A 20,263-nucleotide genomic window follows, 5' to 3' on the forward strand; every position below is an offset into this window, starting at 1 on the left:
TTCCGACCTTGTCATTTCCTCATGCAGAAAGAACCCCGCAAGATCCGTGAGTTTCGCCGCCGCGAGCAGGAGATTCTCGACATCGCCCTGAAACTCTTCCTCGAGCAGGGCGAGGACAGCGTGACCGTGGAGATGATTGCAGACGCCGTGGGTATCGGCAAAGGCACCATCTACAAGCATTTCAAGTCGAAGGCGGAGATCTACCTGCGGCTGATGCTCGACTACGAGCGTGATCTGAACGAGTTGCTGCATTCGTCCGATATCGACCGTGACAAGGAAGCGCTGTCGCGGGCCTATTTCGAGTTCCGCATGCGTGACCCGCAACGCTACCGACTGTTCGATCGCCTGGAAGAAAAGGTGGTCAAGGGTAATCAGGTGCCTGAGCTGGTGGAGCAGTTGCACAGCATCCGCGCCTCCAATTTCGAGCGCCTCACCCAGTTGATCAAGGGGCGTATCGCCGAAGGCAAGCTCGAAGACGTGCCCCCGTACTTCCACTATTGCGCTGCCTGGGCGCTGGTGCATGGGGCCGTGGCGCTCTATCACTCGCCGTTCTGGAGCAATGTGCTTGAAGATCAGGAAGGCTTCTTCCAGTTCCTGATGGATATCGGTGTGCGTATGGGCAACAAGCGCAAGCGCGATAGCGAGACGCCTCCCGCCTGATCCTGACGGCGTGGTGCGGATGCCACTGAGCCGACTGGCGCGAAACCTGCTTGGAGCAGTCATTCGCCGGTTTTCCGTCGCCGGTATCGGGAGAGTTCACATGCGTAATCTGTTCGCCCTGGCCATATTGCTGAGCCTGGTTGGCTGCATGAATGTCAGCGACATGGCCGATGGCGCCACTTACCATCTGCGTGACGCGGGGGTGCTGGATCACAGCAAGGTAAGGCGTTCGGCGTCCTGGCGGCTGCAGGGCGATTCGTTCATCTACATCGCCCAGGGGCACTTCGCGCCAACTGGCAAGCACGCCTACCCGAGGCCCAATGTGGTGGCCGAGGAGGCGTTCCGCGGTTTCGTCGAATACTTCCCCATGGTACGTCGCGCCAAGGCACCTGTCGGCTTGGATGAAGCGCTGGGCGAAGCCCGTGCCGCGGGTGCCCATTACCTGCTCTACACCCGCTTCGCCTATGCCGATGACCGCATCGGCACCATGGAAGAGTGGGAGGATCAGGAGGCTTTCGATCGGCTCGGCACCGACCGCAGCGTGCTGCAGTTGATGCTGATCGAGACCAATACTCGCTATCTGGTGGATACCGCGCGGATCCGCAGCCGTGGTGGCTTCCTGACATTTTACGACGGCAAGCCCGAGGATCTCATCCGCGCGCCGCTCGAGGATTATGCGCGTACACTGCTCGGATTCAGTCGTTGAGGGCACTGCCTGGTGCTCCACAGGGCGTGAGGAAGGTTGATGAGTGAACGCGACAAGGCCGGTGACCTGCTGGCGCAGATTCCGCCAGCGGGCAGCAAGGGCATGCCGCCGGTGCATTTGTGGAATCCCGATTTCTGCGGCGACATCGACATGCGTATCGCCCGTGACGGCTCGTGGTTCTACATGGGGACACCCATTGGCCGGCCAGCCATGGTGCGCCTGTTCTCGACGATCATTCTCCGTGATGGCGACGACTATTTTCTGGTCACGCCGGTAGAAAAGGTCGGTATCAAGGTCGATGACGCGCCTTTCGTGGCAGTCTCCGTGCAGGTGACGGGGCAGGGTGAAGGGCAGGTGCTGCGCTTCGTCAGCAATGTCGGCGACGAGGTGGAGGCAGGCGCCGAGCACCCGTTGCGGGTCGAACTGGATGCGCAGACCCAGGAGCCCTCACCCTATGTGCATGTGCGGGCCAACCTGGAAGCGCTGATCCATCGCAACGTCTTCTACCAATTGGTCGAGCTGGCGCAAGCCCGTGAAATCGACGGCCAGCCTTGGCTGGGCGTGTGGAGTGGTGGCGTGTTCTTTCCCATCGGGCCGCTGGAATAGCAGCAATAAAAAAGGCTCCCTAGGGAGCCTTTTGGGGGTGATTTTTGCCGGCCTTGCGAGCTAGAGCCCTGCAAGGCCTAGGCGGCCCCGCAAAAACAGGCGAGGACGCGGAGTGTACTGTTGTACATCAGCGGTCCGAGTCTGTTTTTAACGCCGCAGGGCCCAGGGCCGACGCGCAGCTGGCCGTAGTCACATGTTGGGGTAGTTGGGCCCACCCGTACCCTCCGGCGCCACCCAGGTGATGTTCTGGGCCGGGTCCTTGATGTCGCAGGTCTTGCAGTGTACGCAGTTCTGCGCGTTGATCTGGAAGCGCTTGCTGCCATCGTCGTTGGCGACCACTTCGTACACGCCGGCCGGGCAGTAGCGCTGCGCCGGTTCGTCGTACAGCGGCAGGTTCTTGTCGATCGGGATGCTTGGATCGGCCAGCTTGAGGTGGCAGGGCTGCTCTTCTTCGTGGTTGGTGTTGGAAAGGAACACCGAACTCAGTTTGTCGAAGCTGAGCTTGCCGTCCGGTTTCGGGTAGTCGATCTTCCTGCTCTCTGCTGCAGGCTTGAGGCAGGCGTAGTCCGGCTTGTTGTCGTGCAGGGTGAAGGGCAGCTTGCCGGCGAACAGGTTCTGATCGACCCAGTTGATGCCGCCACCGACCACGGCGCCGTATTTGTGGATCGCTGCGCCGAAGTTGCGGCTGCGCAGCAGTTCGTCGTACAGCCAGCTGGCCTTGAAGGCGTCGACATAGCTGCCCAGCTCGTCGCCACCCTGGCGACCGGCGGCCAGGGCTTCGGCGATGGCCTCGGCGGCCAGCATGCCGGACTTCATGGCGGTATGGCTGCCTTTGATCTTGGCGAAATTGAGGGTGCCGAGGTCGCAGCCGATCAGGGCGCCGCCGGGGAATACCATCTTCGGCAGCGAGTTCAGGCCACCCTTGGCTATGGCGCGGGCGCCGTAGGCGACACGCTTGCCGCCCTCCAGGTACTGCTTGAATACCGGATGATGCTTGAGGCGCTGGAACTCGTCGAAGGGCGACAGGTGCGGGTTGGTGTAGGAGAGGTCGATGATCAGGCCGACCACCACCTGGTTGTTTTCCAGGTGATAGAGGAAGGAGCCGCCGGTGTTCTCGGTGCCCATGATGTCCATCGGCCAACCCACGGTGTGCACCACCAGGCCCTGCTGGTGCTTGCTCGGCTCGATGTCCCAGATTTCCTTGATGCCGATCCCGTAGTGCTGGGCGTCGGCTTCGCTGTCGAGCTGATATTTCTTGATCAGTTGCTTGCCGAGGTGGCCGCGGCAGCCTTCGGCGAACAGTGTGTACTTGGCGCGCAGTTCCATGCCGGGGGTGTAGTAGCCGTCCTTGGGATTGCCTTCGCGGTCGACGCCCAGGTCGCCGGTGACGATGCCGCGAACCACACCGCTTTCATCGATCAGTGCCTCCTGCGCGGCGAAGCCGGGATAGATTTCCACGCCGAGATTCTCGGCCTGCTGGGCCAGCCAGCGGCACAGATTGCCGAGGGAGATGATATAGTTGCCTTCGTTGTGCATGGTCTTGGGCACGAAGAAACCCGGAACCTTGATGGAGCTGTCGGCATCTTTCAGCACATAGATGTCGTCGCCCTTTACCGGTGTATTGAGCGGTGCGCCCAGTTCCTTCCAGTCGGGGAACAGCTCTTCCAGGGCACGCGGCTCGAAGACCGCACCGGACAGGATGTGGGCACCGACTTCGGAGCCTTTCTCGACCACGCAAACGCTGATTTCCTGGCCTGCCTCGGCGGCCTTCTGCTTCAGGCGACAAGCGGCGGACAGACCGGCGGGGCCGGCGCCGACGATGACGACGTCGAACTCCATAAATTCGCGTTCCACGGGCTATCTCCTCATCAAAGGCTCTCTAATTTTTCATGGCGAGCCGGCATCCTTCCCAAGGCACGCCCGCGCAGTATATAGGCAGCCTTGATAGGGGCCAATACAAACGTTTGTTTGAATTTCTGTAGGCCTGCTAGAATCGGGCTACAACACGAATGGCTATCAACCAGGCCGTATTGACCGAGCCAGGTGTGACGGTCAAGATACGGGCGGTTTTGCGCTCGCCGCCTGAGCTATGGTGTCTGCTTGTCTGCATCACCCGCATGCTCGCTTCTGGCGACATTCCTATTCACCGGAGAGTAACGAGGAATCCATGAAGGTTCTTGTAGCTGTCAAACGAGTGGTCGATTACAACGTCAAGGTTCGTGTCAAACCGGACAATAGCGGCGTCGATCTTGCCAACGTCAAGATGTCGATGAACCCTTTCTGCGAAATCGCCGTTGAAGAGGCCGTGCGCCTGAAAGAGAAGGGCGTCGCCAGTGAAATCGTGGTCGTCTCCATCGGCCCAGCCCAGGCCCAGGAACAATTGCGTACCGCGCTGGCACTGGGCGCCGATCGCGCCGTGCTGGTCGAGTCGGCCGAAGAGCTGAACTCCCTGGCGGTCGCCAAGCTGCTCAAGGCCGTGGTCGACAAGGAGCAGCCGCAGCTTGTCATCCTCGGCAAGCAGGCCATCGACAGCGACAACAACCAGACCGGCCAGATGCTGGCTGCGCTGACCGGCTACGCCCAGGGTACCTTCGCCTCCAAGGTGGAAGTCAGCGGCGACAAGGTCAACGTCACCCGTGAGATCGACGGCGGTCTGCAAACCGTTGCGCTGAACCTGCCGGCCATCGTCACCACCGACCTGCGCCTGAACGAGCCGCGTTACGCCTCGCTGCCGAACATCATGAAGGCCAAGAAAAAGCCGCTGGAAACCCTGACCCCTGACGCGCTGGGCGTTTCCACTGCCTCCACCGTCAAGACCATCAAGGTCGAAGCGCCAGCTGCACGCGGTGCGGGTATCAAGGTCAAGTCGGTTGCCGAACTGGTCGAGAAACTGAAAACCGAAGCGAAGGTGATCTAAATGACTATCCTGGTTATCGCTGAACACACCCATTCCGCGCTGGCACCAGCGACCCTCAACACCGTCGCTGCCGCCCAAGCCATCGGTGGCGACATTCACGTGCTGGTCGCCGGCCAGGGCGTTGGCGCTGCCGCTGAAGCGGCTGCCAAGATCGCTGGCGTCGCCAAGGTACTGGTTGCCGACAATGCCGCATTCGCTCATCAGTTGCCGGAAAACGTCGCGCCGCTGGTTGCCGAGCTCGGCAAGGCCTACAGCCACGTCCTGGCTGCCGCCACCAGCAACGGCAAGAACATCCTGCCGCGCGTCGCTGCACAGCTGGACGTCGACCAGATCTCCGAGATCGTCTCCGTGGAGAGCCCGGACACCTTCAAGCGTCCGATCTATGCCGGTAACGCCATCGCTACCGTGCAATCCTCCGCTGCCGTGAAAGTGATCACCGTGCGTGCCACCGGTTTTGACGCCGTGGCGGCCGAAGGCGGTTCCGCTGCCATCGAGAACGTTTCGGCGGGCGGCGATGCCGGCAAGTCGGCGTTCGTCGGTGAAGAGCTGGCCAAGTCCGATCGTCCGGAACTGACCGCTGCCAAGATCGTGGTCTCTGGTGGTCGCGGCATGCAGAATGGCGACAACTTCAAGCACCTGTACACCCTGGCCGACAAACTCGGCGCAGCGGTCGGCGCTTCCCGTGCTGCGGTCGACGCCGGTTTCGTGCCGAACGACATGCAGGTCGGCCAGACCGGCAAGATCGTCGCCCCGCAGCTGTACATCGCGGTCGGCATCAGCGGTGCCATCCAGCATCTGGCTGGCATGAAGGACTCCAAGGTGATCGTCGCGATCAACAAGGACGAAGAGGCACCGATCTTCCAGGTTGCCGACTATGGCCTGGTGGCCGATCTGTTCGAAGCCGTGCCGGAGCTGGAAAAGCTGGTCTGATCCCGCTGTTTCTGCACCCAGAGAACCCGCTCATTCGAGCGGGTTTTTTAATGGTCTGCCATCCCTCAGGCCTGGTCCTCCCCGGGTTCGGCGCCAAGGTGCAGGAGTAGGCTGCGCATCGGCGGGGACAGCGCCTGCCAGGCACCGAAGCAAAGGCACAACTGACGGCGTGCCCAGTCATCGCTCAGGGATACCGTCCGCAATCCGTGGCGGCGCCGGTAGCGGCTGGCGGTGGTTAGCGGGACGATGCCCAGGCCGACGCCATGGGCGACCATCTGGCACAGGCCTTCGAAGGTTTTCAGGCGAATGCGCAGGGTCGGCTCACCGCCAGCCGAGCGGGCGTGATCGAGGATGTGGTCCTGCAAGGCGTTGCCCGCTGCCAGGCCGACGAAGGGCTCGTCGAGCACATCGGCCAGCTGCAGCGTGGTCTGGTCTGCCAGGCGGTGCTCGGTGGGCATGATCAGAACCAGATGATCCTTCGCCACAGGCTGCATGTGCAGGCCCTGGGCCTCGACGGCGTCGGACACGATGCCGGCCTCGGCCAGGCCGCTGCCGATGAGCCCGACGATCTCGGCGCTGGTGCGCTCCTTGAGTTCGAGCTGCAGCCCTGGGCGCTGGGCCAGCCAGGGCGCGAGTCGGGGCGGCAGGAAATCGGTCAGCGCAGCGGTATTGGCATACAGATGCAGCGTGCCCCGCGCGCCCTTGGCGAAGTCACGTAACTCGTCCTGAAGCAGCGACTGCTGGTCGAGGATCAGGCGCCCATGGTGCGCCAGGGTCTCGCCTGCTTCGGTCGGCGCTACGCCACGCGGCAGGCGCAGCAGCAGTGGTACGCCGGCGTCTCGCTCGAGGTTGCGCAGCCGCTCGCTGGCCGAGGCCAGGGCGAGGTTCGCCAGGGTTGCGCCGCGGGTGATGCTGCCGGCCTCGAGAACGTGCAGGAAGAGGCGCAGGTCGGCCAGATCCGGTCGCATGTCAGTACTCCTCAGCCTTCGGAAAAACCAGAGGATACGATGAAAGATCCTGATTGTGCGCAAGCGGCCTCGCAGGCCAAATGGGCGCATGAACGAATCCTTGTCCCTGTTGTTACCACTGACGCTGATCTTCCTCGTGGCCGGAGTGGTCAAGGGCGTGACCGGCATGGGCCTGCCCACGGTTGCCATGGGCCTGCTGGCGACCTTCATGTCGCCAGCGGCGGCTGCTGCCCTACTGGTCATCCCCTCGCTGGTCAGCAACCTCTGGCAGAGCCTGGCGGGGCCGGCCACGGCGAGTCTGTTGCGGCGCCTGTGGCCGATGGCGCTGGGTATTGTGCTGGGCACCCTGAGCAGTACGGTGCTGCTGGTGAGGGTCGATCCATCCTGGTCTGCCTTCGGGTTGGGATGCGCGCTGCTGGCCTACGCCAGCTATGCCCTGGCGTCTCCGGTCATCTCGGTGCCCGCGCGATGGGAGCCAAGGCTGTCGCCGCTGATAGGGATCGTCACCGGGCTGATCACCGGGGGAACCGGGGTTTTCGTGATGCCGGCGGTTCCCTATCTGCAGGCGCTGCGCCTGAGCAAGGACGAACTGGTACAGGCGCTAGGCCTGTCCTTCACGGTTTCCACCCTGGCGTTGGCGGGCGGCTTGCTGCTGCAGGGCGCCTTGCGTACTGACCAGTTGGGATTGTCGTCGCTGGCGGTGATTCCGGCCTTGCTGGGAATGTGGCTGGGGCAGTCGATTCGTGCGCGCCTGAGTCCAAGGCATTTCCGCCTGTGTTTTCTGTGGTTTCTGCTGATTCTAGGGCTCGAGCTGATTTCGCGGCCTTTCTTCTGACACCTGAAGGCAGTCGTTCCCTGCCGGTGCCATCGAAACAGGAGCAGGCATGATGCATGGTCTTCGTCCTATTGCCGTTCTGGAGTACCTGCGCCGCCAACTGGACGGCTCCCTCGCGGTCGAGCATGCCACCCACATGCGCTATCCCACGGCGATCTCGCAACTGCTCGGCTTTCGCCTCGTCGCGGTCGACGAGGCCATGGCGGTGATCGAGTTGCAGGCCGATGCGCTACGCCATGGCAACCAGCAGGGCACCGTGCATGGCGGGCTACTCTGCGAGCTGGCCGATGCCGCCATCGGTACAGCGCATTCCACGCTGATGCTGGACGGCGAGAGTTTTACCAGCATCGACCTGAAGGCGACCTTCCTTCGTCCGGTCTGGAAGGGGCGCCTGCAAGCCCATGCCTGGGCCGAACACCGTGGGCGTACGATCAGCCACTACCGCTGCGAGGTACGGACGGAGGACGGCAAGGTGCTGGCGAGCATCTCCAGTGCGGTCATGACCCTGCGTGGCGACAGTGCCCATGGACGATGACCGGCGTACCCCTCCAGTCCAGCGGGCCCTGCCTGATCGATAGCCGGCTACTGCTTCCTGCTCGAGGCTTCCATCCCATGGGCACCGATGAACTGCAGGTACTGCGCTGCGGTTTCCTTCGGGCATTCGAGCATCGGCGCGTGGCCGCAGCCTTTCATGATCACTACGGTGGCGTCCGCCAGCAATGGCTTCATCACCTCGATGGCGGACATGTCGCTGATACGGTCCTGGTCGCCCCAGAGCAGCAGAGTCGGTGCGCCGATCCGCTGCAGTTCGGGCTCCAGGGGCAGGTAGCGTTGTTGCAGATGGTCGAAAACCAGCCGCTGATGTGCGCTGTCATCGACGGCCCGTTGTGCCAGGTACTGGTGAAGGTGCTCGGGCAGTTGGGGCGGGGCGACGAACAGCCAGTCCAGCAACGGATCTAACTGGGTGGGAAGCTCCCCCTGCAGGGGATTGTCACCCTGCTCTCGGGTACGCTGGAACCCTGTGTCGCGCCGTGGCGTGCCGATGCCGGCATTGGCCATCAGGGCCAGGCTGGTGACGTGCTGGGGGTAGCGGGCAGCGTAGAGCGCGGCGATATGCCCGCCCATGGAGTGGCCGACCAGGTGCAGGCGCCTGATCGACAATGCATCGACGAAAGCAGCCAGGCGTTCGGTCTGTGTACCGACATCGTAGCTGCCGTGTGGCCGGTCACTGGCGCCGAAACCGGGCAGGTCCACGGCGATGACGTGATAGCGCTCGGTGAGATCCCGGGCGAACCACAGCCAGGTGCTCTTGTCGGCCCCGAAGCCGTGAACCAGCAGCACGGTCTCGGCATCCGGTGGGCCTCCCTGGTAATAGCTGATCTCCAGGTCGTTCACGCTGATGCGGTGCGCGTGAAACCCGGTGCGCCATTGCTCGATGGATCGATAGGCCGTGAGTTGCGCCGCTGGCGAGAGGTAAAGCAGCGTCCCTGCGGCAAGGATCAGAAGGACGAATACGGCGAGAATCATTTTCTTCATGCGGCGTCTTATCGCTGATTATCCAGGTCGTATGAGCTAGCATGTCATGATTCTTCAGTCACGGAACGACTGGCTAGTATGTGAACCGAGAGAATAACGATGGGCGAGCGAAGTTTAGTCAGGTCTGGTCTGCTGCTCATCGGCTTGTTGCTGGCCGGTGGCGCCCAGGCCGCCGGCAAATGCGAGCGGCTGGTCGCTACCGGCAATCCCGAGTACCCGCCTTACCTGTGGCGCGACCCACAGAACCCGGGGCAACTGATCGGCGCCACCGTCGATCTGCTCAAGGCGGTTTCCAAGGAGCTTGGCGTCGGCATCGAGGTGGTCTACGCCGGCCCCTGGTCGAGAGCCCAGGAGGAGGTACGTACCGGGCGCATCGACATGCTCGCCGGTGCCTTCCTGACCATCCCGCGCCTGGAAATCATGGACTTCGTGCACCCGGCCTTCCTGTCGACACCGAGCGTGGTCTGGGTGCGCAAGGGCAGCGACTTCCCCTACGTAGGCTGGGCCGACCTGCAGGGGCGTACTGGCGACACCCTGGTCAACAACAGCTTCGGGCAGACGTTCGATGCCTATGCCAGGGACAACCTGACCCTCGAAGGTGTCTCCAGCCTGACCCAGGCGTTCCAGAAGCTGCTGCTGGGGCGTACCGACTATGTGCTCTACGAGCGCTATCCAGGGCAGGCGCTGGCGTCGACCCTGGGCCTGCAGGATGATCTGCAGGTGCTCGACCCGCCGGTTTCCAGTGAGGGCTTGCACTTGGCGCTGTCCCACAACTCGGCGTGCAACGACCCCTGGCTGCGCGGACAACTGGCCAGGAAAATGACAGAATTCACCGCCGCCGGCATGCCGCAAACCCTTCTGCAACGCAACTTGCAACGCTGGAAGGAACAACAGCCTCAGCCGGCCGCCAGTGTTCCGAATCAGTAGGACGTACCCGTGATCTATCGATATACCAGCGCCGCGCTGGCGGTGCTTTTGCTGCAAGGCTGTGCCACTGATCCCGCGCCTTCCGAACAGATGCGCCTTACCGAACAGGTCATCGAACAGGCCCGCACCGTCGCCGCGGGCGAGACCGTTGCCGAACTGAGCCAGGCCGAAGCCAAGCTCGCCAAGGCCCGTTCGGCGATGGACGAGCAAGCGTATCGAACTGCCCGTGTGCAGGCCGAGCAGGCCGAACTCGATGCGCGCCTGGCCGAGGCTCGGGTGCTGACGCTGCGCAGCCAGGCGCAGCTGGCCGAGCTGAACCGCCGTATCAAGCGCTTGCGCGATCAACTGGGAGCTACGCCATGAGCCCTTTGCGTATAGGCGCCGCGGCACTGACGGGTGCCTTGCTGGCAGGCTGTGCCGGCCTGGATGACCAGCACAGCGCCACGCTCGACGCTGCCCGGACCAGCTTCCAGTCGGTCAGGGAGGATCCTCAGGTGCTGCGTAGCGCGCCCAAGGATGTGATCCGCGCCGGCGAATCCCTGGGACGTGCCGAGCGGTTGGCCGGCTATTGGGGCAGCAGCGACGATGTGGCCCATTACGCCTACCTGAGCCAGCGCTACAGCGAGATCGCCCGTGAGCATGCACAACTCGCCCTGGACGAGGAGAATGCGGCGCGCCTGGAGCTTGAACGCCAGCGCCTGCAATTGGCGCTGCGTGAGGCCAAGTTGACCAGCGTGCAGGCGCAGAACGCGTGGCTCGAGGAGCAGATCGTCAGCCTGGCGACGGCGCAGACCGATCGCGGCCTGGTGATGACCCTTGGTGATGTGCTGTTCGACGCCGGTGAGGTGCACCTCAAGGCCAGCGCCAATCGCACGATATTGAAGCTGGTGCAGTTTCTGCAGTTGAACCCACGGCGGGTGGTGCGTATCGAGGGCTACACCGACAGCAGCGGCAAGCGTGAGGAGAATCTGCAGCTGTCCCGCGACCGCGCGCAGACCGTCGCCGATGCGCTGATCGATCTGGGTATCGATGCCAGGCGCATCGAGGTGCAAGGCTTTGGCGAAGGCTTTCCGGTGGCGGAAAATGCCTCGGCCAAGGGCAAGGCGCAGAATCGTCGCGTCGAGATCCTGTTCTCCGACGAGCAGGGGCGGCTAGGCGCCACTCGCTAGGGAGCACGGCTCAGCAAGAACCCCGCTACTGTCTTCCGGTGCGGGGTTTTTTATCGCCTTTGGGCGCAGGCGAACCCTGCTCGTCGCCTGCGCCTGGAGAACACCCTATCCTTGTCTGGCAAGCGGCTGTATCGGCGAGATATTTCAGTGTTGTACCGGTACAGAAATATTTAGTTAGAGTACTGTTATGGTTCAGTCCCGGGATGAAGCGGTCATGACCAATCTGTTGCTCTATCAGCGTATCGCTCAGCAGTTGGCGGACGATATCCGTCGTGGCGTTTATCAGCCCGGTGAGCGGGTACCATCGGTGCGCAAGCTGAGTGCCCAGCTCAGCGTCAGCCACGCCACGGTGCTGCAGGCCTATGCCAATCTCGAAGACCTCGGCCTGATCCGTGCGCGCCCGCAATCGGGCTTCTATGTCCACCAGACGCCAGCGCTGACCGCCGATACCCCTGATATCGCTCGGGTCGAGCGGCCTGGTCTGGTGACACGCAGCAGTATCATCAATCAGGTGCTGGGCGAAGCGCGCCGAGAGGGAGTGTTTCCCCTCGGGGCAGCGGTGCCCCACGTCGACTACTTGCCGGTTCGGGCGCTGCACCAGCAGCTTGCCAAGGTGACCCGTTTCCAGAGCCCGCGAGCGTTCAGCTACATGTTCAGCCCTGGTTTCGAACCGCTGCGCCGCCAGGTGGCGATCCGCATGCGCGACGCGGGCGTGCTGGTCGACCCCTCCGAGGTGGTGATTACCCATGGTTGCGTGGACGCCCTGCAGATGTCCCTGCGGGTGATGACCCGCCCCGGTGACCTGATCGCCACCGAGTCGCCGACCTATTACGGCTTGCTGCAACTGGCCGACCTGCTTGGTCTCAAGGTCATCGAGATTCCCAGTGATCCCACCACGGGCATCAGTGTCGAGGCCCTGCAACTGGCTGCCAGCCAGTGGCCGATCAAGGCACTGGTGCTCACCGCGCGCCTGAGCAACCCCCTGGGCGGCACCATTCCCGAGGCTCGGCAGAAACAACTGCTGCGCCTGGCCAGCGACTTCGATATCCAGATCGTCGAGGACGATATCTACGGCGAACTGATGTTCGAGCAGGGCCGCACCAAGGCGCTCAAGGCCGGGGATCCGGAGGGGCGCGTGGTGTACTGCTCGAGTTTTTCCAAGACCCTCTCGCCCGGGGTACGGATCGGTTGGATCATCGCTGGCAAATACCATGACGAAATCCAACGCCTGCAGATGTTCACCACCCATTCGGCCTGTAGCGTCACCCAGATGGCGGTGGCGGCCTACCTGGAGAACGGTGGCTACGACCGTCATCTGCGGCACATCCGCCAGGAGTACCGCAAGAACCTCAGTGCCTTCCAGCTGGCGGTGCAGCAGCACTTTCCCGAGGGCACGCAGATCACCCGGCCCAATGGCGGTTTCATCCTCTGGGTCAGCCTGCCGGCGCGGGTCAACACCAAGGATCTGCACGTCAGCGCCTTGCAGCAGGGCATCAGCATCGCCCCGGGGTTGATCTTCAGCAATACCGAGCAGTTCAACCACTGCGTGCGCCTCAACTGCGGCATTCCGTGGAACCGCGAAGCGGAACGCGCGCTGATGACCCTGGGCATGCTGGCCAGCCAGCTCTGCCAGGAGGCGACAACCAGCGGCTTCTAGGGGCTGTTGACGTTTCAGCGCGAGCCGCAGGGCCGGGGCCGTTTTGCCGCTATGCGGCGTTTCTCGCCGGCTCATTTAGCCCGCTAAACTTCGCGGCTGTGTGACCCACAGGGATATGGGAAATGCCGCCAGCCCGCCGGGAGCGGGCGCGGCCCTTGCCTCGCGGCAAAACGGGCTGCGGCGCGGCCGTGCGTGAAACGTCAACAGACCCTGGGGAACCGTGTCCTTTGAACAGGTTCTTGAGCAATCGCGACACGGCGTCCCGCCTCGCCAGTAGGCAGGCGACTGCTGAGGGTCATCGCCCATCACGGCCTGCCGAACGGCAAGCACCTGGTGTTTTCATCTGCCCCCATTCGCCCGCGTGGAAGGCAGCAGGATGGCCAGGATCCCCAGCAGCGGCAGAAACGAACACAGGAAAAACACGTATTCGATGCCGTGAGTATCCGCCAGATAGCCCAGAAACGCGCCGCCGACACCGCCGAACCCGAACATCAAACCGAAGAACAGGCCTGCGATCATGCCCACGTTGCCGGGCATCAGTTCCTGGGCGAAGACCACGATCGCGGAAAACGCCGAAGCGAGAATGAAGCCGATGACCATGCTCAGTATGCCTGTCCAGAACAGGTCGACGTGGGGCAGTGCCAGGGTGAACGGGGCAGCGCCGAGAATGGAGAACCAGATCACTTTTCTACGCCCGACCTTATCGCCAATCGGCCCGCCGAAGAAGGTGCCCGCAGCCACCGAACCGAGAAACAGGAACAGATACAGCTGGGAGTCGGCGATGGAAACACCGAATTTCTCGATCAGGTAGAAGGTGAAGAAGCTGGTGAGGCCGGCCATGTAGAAATACTTGGAAAACACCAGCAGTGCCAGCACCGCCAACGCAGCGACCACCCGTTGCTTCGACAGCCCGTGCATTGCCTGGCCACCCTGCTTGAGCCTGAACAGGTCGAGGTGTGTGCGGTACCAGCGGCTCAGGCCATAGAGCACCAGGATTGCCAATACCGCGAACAGGCCGAACCAGGCGACGTGGCCCTGACCGTAAGGAATGACGATGGCCGCTGCCAGTAGCGGGCCGAGGGCGCTGCCCGTGTTGCCGCCGACCTGGAAGGTCGACTGCGCCAGGCCGAAGCGGCCGCCCGAGGCAAGCCGTGCAATCCTCGAAGCCTCCGGGTGGAAGGTCGAAGAGCCTATGCCGATCAGCGCCGAAGCCAGCAGGATGGCCGCAAAGCTGCCAACCGAGGCCAGCAGTAGGATGCCGACCAGGGTGCACAGTGAGCCGGCAGGCAGCAGCCAGGGTTTGGGGTGGCGATCGGTGTGATAGCCGACCCAGGGTTGCAATAGCGATGCGGTGAGCTGGAATACCAGGGTAATCAGGCCTACCTGGGCGAAGGTCAGCCCATAATTGGCCTTGAGTACCGGGTAGATCGACGGCAGTACCGCCTGGATCAGGTCATTGATCAGATGGGCCAGGGCGCAGGCGCCGATCACGCGCATGACCAGGGGGCTGGTCTGGCCAGCGAGTGATGTGGCCGCAGTTGCAGGGGAAGTGGAACGGGTGGGCATACGAGACGCTTCCAGGCAAGGCAGCGTGCTTGGCGGGCAGTCTGCCCGACGCAAATGCGCTGCTGGATTTCAGGGATTGACGCTATCCTAAGGGCGGTAAAAATGCCTGTCTCACGAGAATAGGGGCAGGACTATCTCGAAAAAGGCGAAATGATCAAATCACTGAATGAACTCGTTACCGAGATCGATGCCGTGGACTGGCAGGTCAGGTGCAGCGCTACCGATTACCCGAGCGATTGGCATATCGCGCCTCATAGCCATAACAAGCATCAGCTGATTTACGCCATTCAGGGCGTCATGATTGTGCGCTCGGCATTGGGGCAATGGATCGTGCCACCAAGCCGAGGCCTGTGGATGCCAAGTGGGAACCTTCATGAGGTTCGCTGCGTAGGCCCGGTGAAGATGCGCAGCGTTTTCGTGCGACCCGATGAGCTGATGGATTTACCAGGCCAAACCAGGGCCGTGAGCATTTCTCCTCTGCTGAGCGAACTGATCAAGACCTCTGTCTACATAGTGGAGCCCTACCTGCAGGACTCGCGCGAAGCGAGGGTTATGGGCCTGATTCTGGACGAGCTTGCCGTCTTGCCGACCTTGCCGCTGCATCTCCCGCAGCCGACGGATCCTCGGATCGCGGTGATCTGTTCGACCTTGCTGGCGGATCCCGGAGACAGCTCCACACTGGCTGACTGGAGTGCTCGGTTGAAGCTGGACGAGAAGACCATTCAGCGGCTGTTTCAAAAAGCCACGGCCATGACCTTTGGTCAGTGGCGTCAACAGGCTCGCCTGCTTCTCGCGCTGGAGCGGATTGCCGAGGGCGAGAAGGTCATCACCATCGCCGGAGAACTCGGCTACGAAAGCCCAAGCGCCTTCGCCTGCATGTTCAAGAGGCAATTCGGCACCACGCCCAGTCAGTTTTTCCGATAAAGCTGTCGCCTGTGCCGTCACGAGCGCCCCGGCAGCCGGCACAACCGCGTTTGCGAGGGCGCTGCGCGCTGGTGCGACGAGTGCGGCGCTGGCGGTTCGAGCAGGTTTTATGCTCACGGGCTCGATAGCCGATTACCGGCTGCACAGGTGCCCGTTAACCCCGAACGTGAGCGGCCTGCGTCTACTGGATCGAAGCGTTCTTTCGATCCAGGAGCCGCACCATGAAAATGATTTCCCAACTGCTGTTGTGCAGCCTTGCCAGCGGCGTCGTACTGTCGCTGGTGGCGTGCCGTGCCAGCTACAACGATGCTACCGAAGCGCCACGTAGCGAGCCGCGGGTCGCCGCCGCAGCCGCTTCGATCCAGGAGCCGATCCTTCCGGCACCGATGATCACCCGCATGGTCGTACCCGTGACCGGCAGTCACCGTGACACCGCGGTCGCCGAGGCCAGCCGCGAGCGCTACCAGCGCCTGGCCGGCAATCCCGTGCAGTCCGTGGCCGAGGCGCCGCTGTCGACCTTCGGCATCGACGTGGATACCGGTAGCTACGCCAATGTGCGGCGCTTCCTGAACCAGGGACGGTTACCACCGGCCGAGGCGGTGCGCCTGGAAGAGCTGGTCAATTACTTCCCCTACGCCTATCCCATGCCCCACGGCGAGGTACCGTTCGGGGTCGCCAGCGAGCTGGCAGTGACGCCCTGGAACCCGCAGAGCCGCCTGCTGCGTATTGCCATCAAGGCGTCAGACCTGCAGGCCGCCGAGTTGCCGGCCGCCAACCTGGTATTCCTGGTCGACGTGTCCGGCTCCATGGATCGCCCCGAGGGCCTGCCGCTGGTGCAGGGCACCCTGAAACTGCTGGTCGACCAGTTGCGTGGCCAGGATCGAGTCTCGCTGGTGGCTTATGCCGGTGACGCCAGCGTGTTACTGGAGCCGACCTCGGGCACGCGCAAGGCCGACATCCGCGCGGCTATCGAGCAGTTGCGGGCCGGCGGTTCGACGGCGGGGGAGTCGGGCATCCAGCTCGCCTACCAGCAGGCGCAGAAAGGCTTCATCAGAGGCGGCATCAATCGCATCCTGCTGGCCACCGATGGCGACTTCAATGTCGGCATCAGCGACTTCGAGAGCCTCAAGGCGTTGGCTGCCGACAAACGCAAGAGCGGTATCTCACTGACCACCCTGGGTTTTGGCACCGGCAATTACAACGAACGACTGATGGAGCAACTGGCCGACGCCGGGGATGGCAACTACGCCTACATCGACAACCTGCGCGAGGCGCGCAAGGTGCTGGTCGAACAGCTCGCCTCGACCCTGGCCACGGTCGCCCGTGACGTGAAGATTCAGGTCGAATTCAACCCGGCTCAGGTCAGCGAGTACCGTCTGCTCGGTTACGAGAACCGCACGCTGAAGCGTGAAGACTTCAGCAACGACAAGGTCGACGCTGGCGACATCGGTGCCGGGCACAGCGTGACCGCGCTGTACGAGATCGTGCCGGTCGGCAACCAAGGCTGGCTGGAGCCGCTGCGCTATCGGCAGGCGGCGCAAGCGACCTCGGGCGACAGCGAGCTGGCCTGGCTGCGTATCCGTTACAAGACGCCCGAGCAGAACCACAGCCGTCTGCTGGAGACCGCCATCCAGGCGCCTGTGTCCTACACGCCAATCGCCAACGCCAGTGAGGATCTGCGCTTCGCGGCCTCCGTGGCAGCCTTCGCCCAGCAACTGAGCGGCGGCAGCTACACCGGGAACTTCGACTGGGCCGCTACGGCGGCGTTGGCGCGGGGCAGCCGTGGCGACGATCGGTTCGGCCTGCGAAATGAGTTCGTGCAACTGGTGGAACTGGCGCAAAGCCTGCAAACTGGCGGTTCCCGCGCCACCGGAGTTGACTGAGTGTGACTGCCAATCCGCCAATCGTCGTCGAGCCCGACGATGCCGAGTTGTTGCGTCGTTACCGGGCTGGCGATGCCGCGTCCTTTACGCCGCTCTACGAGCGGCATCGCCTGGGGCTGTTTCGATTCCTGCTGGGTTTGTGCGGCGACCACGCGGTCGCCGAAGAGGTCTTCCAGGACACCTGGATGAGCCTGATCCGCAGCGAGTCCCTGCAGCGCGAGGCAGCGGTGCTGTTCAAGACCTGGCTGTACCAGATCGCCCGCAATCGCCTGATCGACCACTGGCGCAGGCATGGCAAGCGCCAACAGCGCGAGGATGCGTTCGATGAGCAGTTGCATGATCGAGCAAGCGGCGACCCAGATCCTGAGCGACAACTCAGCCTCAGCCAGGATCAGGCGCGAATCCAGGCTGCACTCGATGACCTGCCGGCGGAGCAGCGCGAGGTCTTTCTGCTGCGCGCCCATGCCGATCTGGCTTTGCACGAGATTGCCGAGCTGACCCACACCCCCGCAGAAACGGTAAAAAGCCGCCTGCGCTACGCGATGCAGAAGCTGCGTCGCCTGCTCAGCGTGGCCGAAGAGGTGTCACCATGAACGACCATTCCCACGATCTGGCGCGTGATGAGGAGGCTCTGCTGGGGCATGTGCGCACCTACCACCGCGAGCAGCCATCGTCGACGCTGGATGCCCGTATCCTGGCGGCTGCCGTCGAGGCTGCTGTGCCACGCAAGCCTGAAACCCAGGGTGCCTGGCAGCGTTTGCTGGGCTGGCTGGCTGGTGCCTCCGGGCGCGGGCGCTGGTCGGCAGCCTTCGGCTGCGTCGCGGTGCTCGGTCTGGGGCTCGGCTTGGGGCTGAAAACCCTTGAACAGGCCCCGCCCGCTGATGACATGGCGCCTGCGCCGATGGCACTGCAGGCCTTGCCGAGCCCTGCCGAGCATTCGGTGCTGGCGCATGCGGAGCAGGCACCGAAGATCGTCGCGCGTATGGCGGCCAGGACACCACCCCTGCCGGACGAGGTACTCAACGCGCTTCGCGAGATCGCCGAGCTGCGCGCACGCGGCGAGGGCGAGCAGGCGCAGCGGCGGGTCGAACGCCTGGCGGCGCAGCATCCCGGCCTGGATGTCGAGGCAGAGGTGCGCAATGTGACGCACCCCTGATGCCCGCGTGCATCGACAGGTGGTGATGCCATTCGGCAGCCCGGTTGGCGTTATTGCCCAGGCGTTTTAGAATCAATAGTAACGTCACTGCGCGAACCGCCCCGATGACTCCGATGCGATATCTGTTGCCGATAATCCTTGCAGTGCTACTGAGTGCCTGTGGCTCCGATGAGCAAGGTGGGGATACCCCGCGCAAGGGCAGCGAGCCGGCAGTGGCAGACCGCGAGCCCGCCCGTCCGCAAGCGCCCGTCCAGCCCATCGAGCAGCCCGCCAAGGCGAAGGTTGAAGATGTCGCACCGGTTACCCGGCCTGCTGCTGCCGAGAAAAAAGCCGAAACAGTCGCGCCTAAAAAAGTGGCGGAGCGGGCCAGGGTCGAGAAAAAACCGCAGAAAGTGGTCAAGGCAGCGCCCAGGACCAAGCTGGATCTCAGCCTGCCGGTGGAGCTGACCGCCAAGCTCGATGCCGAAAACAGGGGCGCCGAGAATGGAGTGCCACCTATCCTCCCGGCGTTTTTCGAAGAGAAGAAACCTTCGCTCGACCCGTTTCAGCTCAGCGGCAAGTTGCTGACTGGAGAGGCCGGTTCCGAGTATTCGAATTCGTTGGAAGGCGCCGAGCTGCATTTCGAATTTCGGCGCTAAGGCTGGTTCGCAGCCTTGCTCTTCCGTCCCGCAAGCCGCAAGCGCTGAGCGCGCGGCGACCGCTGTCGATTTACAGGCTCAACCAAGACGCAGCGGATAGCTCAGCGTAACGAAATGCAGGATGTTGACCAAACCGTGGAGAGCGATGGCGATGCTCAGTCGGCCGCTCAGCTGAAAAGCCAGCCCATAGCCGAGCCCGGCGACGGTCGCCACCACCGCGAAGCCCGGGCTGAACGGGATGTGTGCAGCCCCGAACAGCAGGGCGGCGCAGAGAATCCCCGGCCAGACGCCCAGCCACTCGACCAGGCGCTGTTGCAGCAGACCACGAAACAACAGCTCCTCCGCCAGTACGGCCACGCCCAGGTTGATAATCAGCCAGGGCCAGAGCATCTCCGGCCACTTCGGCTGCCAGCCCACGACCCCCAGCAGCAGTGCCAGACCAGGTACCGTCAGCAGCGTCGCCGCATATACCGCTACCGTCAGCATCGGCTTGTCGCCTTGCCTCGGGGGCTGGCCAAGCCACCAGGCGAGCAGGGTGCAACCCACCAGCAGTTTGTCCCACGAAAGCCGCAGCAGGAAGGGCGGCGCGTCGCTGCTGATTCGCTCCGGGTCGCCAAGGATCCAGGGAGCGAAGCCGGGCAGCAGGTGCGCGGCCAGTAACAGGCTGGCAATCATCACCAGGCCGTCCCGGAACCTCGCGGGCAGGCGGTTGGGGGCAAGCACCAGGGCGATGAACAGGCAGGCGACGAGCAACCCCATGGGCTCGATAAAGCCCAGGGTCACGCCGGCGGCGAGGGGGAAAAGCGGCAATAGCAGTCGGGGAGATAAGGGCATTGCGCCTCCTGAGCGGAGGCGCAGTTTACAGCGCTCGAAAGGGATCAGCGATCCTGAGCGTCCTTGGCATCCTGCTCGACGTTACGCTCGTGGATGCGTTTCAGTTGCTCGTCGCTGAGCGGCAGCTTCTTCGCCGTATCACGCAGCATGAACAGGCCACCGACGATGGAGCCGATCGCCACAATCAGGATCAACCAGGCATACCAGGGCATGTGCGACTCCTTCTATGGATAGGTGAGCCTCGGTGTCGATCGGCTCTGTACGGAAGACCGTCTGTCGGTTGTCTTCGTTCAGCTTAAAGCAGCGCCAGGTGGGCTGATGACGGTGAATCAACGCGCCTGATCCACCATT

The 20,263-nt window shown here is 63.1% G+C and carries 22 protein-coding genes; 16 read left to right on the forward strand and 6 right to left on the reverse strand.

Features of this window, described 5'->3' with window-relative positions; genetic code table 11:
- Positions 1-21 precede the first annotated feature (21 nt).
- The 3 genes from BLR94_RS06670 to BLR94_RS06680 all read left to right on the forward strand — a co-directional run bounded on the left by BLR94_RS06670 (position 22) and on the right by BLR94_RS06680 (position 1,972).
- Positions 22-660, forward strand: coding sequence for a TetR/AcrR family transcriptional regulator (locus BLR94_RS06670; RefSeq protein WP_027906448.1), 639 nt, complete (start codon positions 22-24; stop codon positions 658-660).
- A 100-nt stretch (positions 661-760) separates the two neighbouring features.
- Positions 761-1,366 (forward strand): DUF4823 domain-containing protein, encoded by a 606-nt coding sequence (locus tag BLR94_RS06675; protein WP_084303981.1) that lies wholly within the window; start codon positions 761-763, stop codon positions 1,364-1,366.
- Between the two features lie 39 nt (positions 1,367-1,405).
- Positions 1,406-1,972, forward strand: a complete 567-nt coding sequence (locus BLR94_RS06680) for a DUF1285 domain-containing protein (protein ID WP_084303982.1) — start codon at positions 1,406-1,408, stop codon at positions 1,970-1,972.
- Between the two features lie 189 nt (positions 1,973-2,161).
- Here the strand turns inward: BLR94_RS06680 and BLR94_RS06685 are convergent, their stop codons facing one another.
- Positions 2,162-3,826, reverse strand: a complete 1,665-nt coding sequence (locus tag BLR94_RS06685; RefSeq protein WP_084303983.1) for an electron transfer flavoprotein-ubiquinone oxidoreductase — start codon at positions 3,824-3,826, stop codon at positions 2,162-2,164.
- Positions 3,827-4,139: 313 nt separating this feature from the next.
- On the opposite strand from BLR94_RS06685, the gene BLR94_RS06690 reads away from it, so the two are divergent.
- Together BLR94_RS06690 and BLR94_RS06695 are read left to right on the forward strand one after the other, a co-directional pair.
- A complete protein-coding gene (locus tag BLR94_RS06690) occupies positions 4,140-4,889 on the forward strand; it encodes an electron transfer flavoprotein subunit beta/FixA family protein (RefSeq protein ID WP_042556685.1) in 750 nt (249 codons plus the stop codon).
- Positions 4,890-5,819: an electron transfer flavoprotein subunit alpha/FixB family protein gene (locus BLR94_RS06695; protein ID WP_084303984.1), complete on the forward strand. Its 930-nt coding sequence runs from the start codon at positions 4,890-4,892 to the stop codon at positions 5,817-5,819.
- 65 nt (positions 5,820-5,884) lie between these two features.
- Here the strand turns inward: BLR94_RS06695 and BLR94_RS06700 are convergent, their stop codons facing one another.
- Positions 5,885-6,787, reverse strand: a complete 903-nt coding sequence (locus BLR94_RS06700) for a LysR family transcriptional regulator (protein WP_084303985.1) — start codon at positions 6,785-6,787, stop codon at positions 5,885-5,887.
- 88 nt (positions 6,788-6,875) lie between these two features.
- Here BLR94_RS06700 and BLR94_RS06705 point away from each other — a divergent pair, with 88 nt between their 5' ends.
- Positions 6,876-7,622, forward strand: a complete 747-nt coding sequence (locus tag BLR94_RS06705; RefSeq protein ID WP_084303986.1) for a sulfite exporter TauE/SafE family protein — start codon at positions 6,876-6,878, stop codon at positions 7,620-7,622.
- A gap of 49 nt (positions 7,623-7,671) precedes the next feature.
- Positions 7,672-8,157 carry a PaaI family thioesterase gene (locus tag BLR94_RS06710; protein WP_090423668.1) on the forward strand — a complete coding sequence of 162 codons (486 nt, stop codon included), beginning with the start codon at positions 7,672-7,674 and terminating at the stop codon, positions 8,155-8,157.
- A gap of 47 nt (positions 8,158-8,204) precedes the next feature.
- On the opposite strand, the gene BLR94_RS06715 is transcribed toward BLR94_RS06710, so the two are convergent.
- Positions 8,205-9,158: an alpha/beta fold hydrolase gene (locus BLR94_RS06715; protein WP_084303987.1), complete on the reverse strand. Its 954-nt coding sequence runs from the start codon at positions 9,156-9,158 to the stop codon at positions 8,205-8,207.
- 99 nt (positions 9,159-9,257) lie between these two features.
- Here BLR94_RS06715 and BLR94_RS06720 point away from each other — a divergent pair, with 99 nt between their 5' ends.
- The 4 genes from BLR94_RS06720 to BLR94_RS06735 all read left to right on the forward strand — a co-directional run bounded on the left by BLR94_RS06720 (position 9,258) and on the right by BLR94_RS06735 (position 12,911).
- Complete coding sequence (locus BLR94_RS06720; protein ID WP_084303988.1) at positions 9,258-10,085, forward strand: substrate-binding periplasmic protein; 828 nt, start codon at positions 9,258-9,260, stop codon at positions 10,083-10,085.
- Between the two features lie 9 nt (positions 10,086-10,094).
- Positions 10,095-10,448, forward strand: a complete 354-nt coding sequence (locus BLR94_RS06725) for a DUF4398 domain-containing protein (protein ID WP_084303989.1) — start codon at positions 10,095-10,097, stop codon at positions 10,446-10,448.
- A 5-nt stretch (positions 10,449-10,453) separates the two neighbouring features.
- Positions 10,454-11,254 (forward strand): OmpA family protein, encoded by an 801-nt coding sequence (locus BLR94_RS06730; protein ID WP_175154218.1) that lies wholly within the window; start codon positions 10,454-10,456, stop codon positions 11,252-11,254.
- A 214-nt stretch (positions 11,255-11,468) separates the two neighbouring features.
- Positions 11,469-12,911: an aminotransferase-like domain-containing protein gene (locus BLR94_RS06735; RefSeq protein ID WP_084303991.1), complete on the forward strand. Its 1,443-nt coding sequence runs from the start codon at positions 11,469-11,471 to the stop codon at positions 12,909-12,911.
- Between the two features lie 339 nt (positions 12,912-13,250).
- Here BLR94_RS06735 and BLR94_RS06740 read toward each other — a convergent pair whose 3' ends face one another.
- A complete protein-coding gene (locus BLR94_RS06740) occupies positions 13,251-14,477 on the reverse strand; it encodes an MFS transporter (RefSeq protein WP_084303992.1) in 1,227 nt (408 codons plus the stop codon).
- A gap of 150 nt (positions 14,478-14,627) precedes the next feature.
- Here BLR94_RS06740 and BLR94_RS06745 point away from each other — a divergent pair, with 150 nt between their 5' ends.
- The 5 genes from BLR94_RS06745 (at position 14,628) to BLR94_RS06765 (ending at position 19,078) form a co-directional block, all read left to right on the forward strand.
- The gene (locus BLR94_RS06745) at positions 14,628-15,401 is read left to right on the forward strand and encodes an AraC family transcriptional regulator (RefSeq protein ID WP_084303993.1); all 774 of its coding nucleotides are present in this window, start codon (positions 14,628-14,630) and stop codon (positions 15,399-15,401) included.
- Between the two features lie 221 nt (positions 15,402-15,622).
- Positions 15,623-17,284: a vWA domain-containing protein gene (locus BLR94_RS06750; RefSeq protein WP_084303994.1), complete on the forward strand. Its 1,662-nt coding sequence runs from the start codon at positions 15,623-15,625 to the stop codon at positions 17,282-17,284.
- Positions 17,285-17,286: 2 nt separating this feature from the next.
- Positions 17,287-17,877 carry an RNA polymerase sigma factor gene (locus BLR94_RS06755; RefSeq protein ID WP_084303995.1) on the forward strand — a complete coding sequence of 197 codons (591 nt, stop codon included), beginning with the start codon at positions 17,287-17,289 and terminating at the stop codon, positions 17,875-17,877.
- On the forward strand, positions 17,874-18,440 hold the full coding sequence (locus BLR94_RS06760; RefSeq protein ID WP_084303996.1) for a hypothetical protein: 567 nt from the start codon (positions 17,874-17,876) through the stop codon (positions 18,438-18,440). Before BLR94_RS06755 ends, BLR94_RS06760 begins: the two co-directional genes overlap by 4 nt.
- Positions 18,441-18,553: 113 nt before the next feature.
- Complete coding sequence (locus BLR94_RS06765; protein WP_084303997.1) at positions 18,554-19,078, forward strand: hypothetical protein; 525 nt, start codon at positions 18,554-18,556, stop codon at positions 19,076-19,078.
- Between the two features lie 78 nt (positions 19,079-19,156).
- On the opposite strand, the gene BLR94_RS06770 is transcribed toward BLR94_RS06765, so the two are convergent.
- Together BLR94_RS06770 and BLR94_RS06775 are read right to left on the reverse strand one after the other, a co-directional pair.
- Entirely contained in the window at positions 19,157-19,912 is a 756-nt protein-coding gene (locus BLR94_RS06770; protein ID WP_084303998.1) for a CPBP family intramembrane glutamic endopeptidase, read from the reverse strand.
- Between the two features lie 44 nt (positions 19,913-19,956).
- Positions 19,957-20,124: a DUF2897 family protein gene (locus tag BLR94_RS06775; protein ID WP_082045928.1), complete on the reverse strand. Its 168-nt coding sequence runs from the start codon at positions 20,122-20,124 to the stop codon at positions 19,957-19,959.
- Positions 20,125-20,263: the final 139 nt, after the last annotated feature.

The sequence above is a fragment of the Phytopseudomonas flavescens genome, assembly GCF_900100535.1.
In the GTDB taxonomy this organism is placed as follows: domain Bacteria; phylum Pseudomonadota; class Gammaproteobacteria; order Pseudomonadales; family Pseudomonadaceae; genus Aquipseudomonas; species Aquipseudomonas flavescens.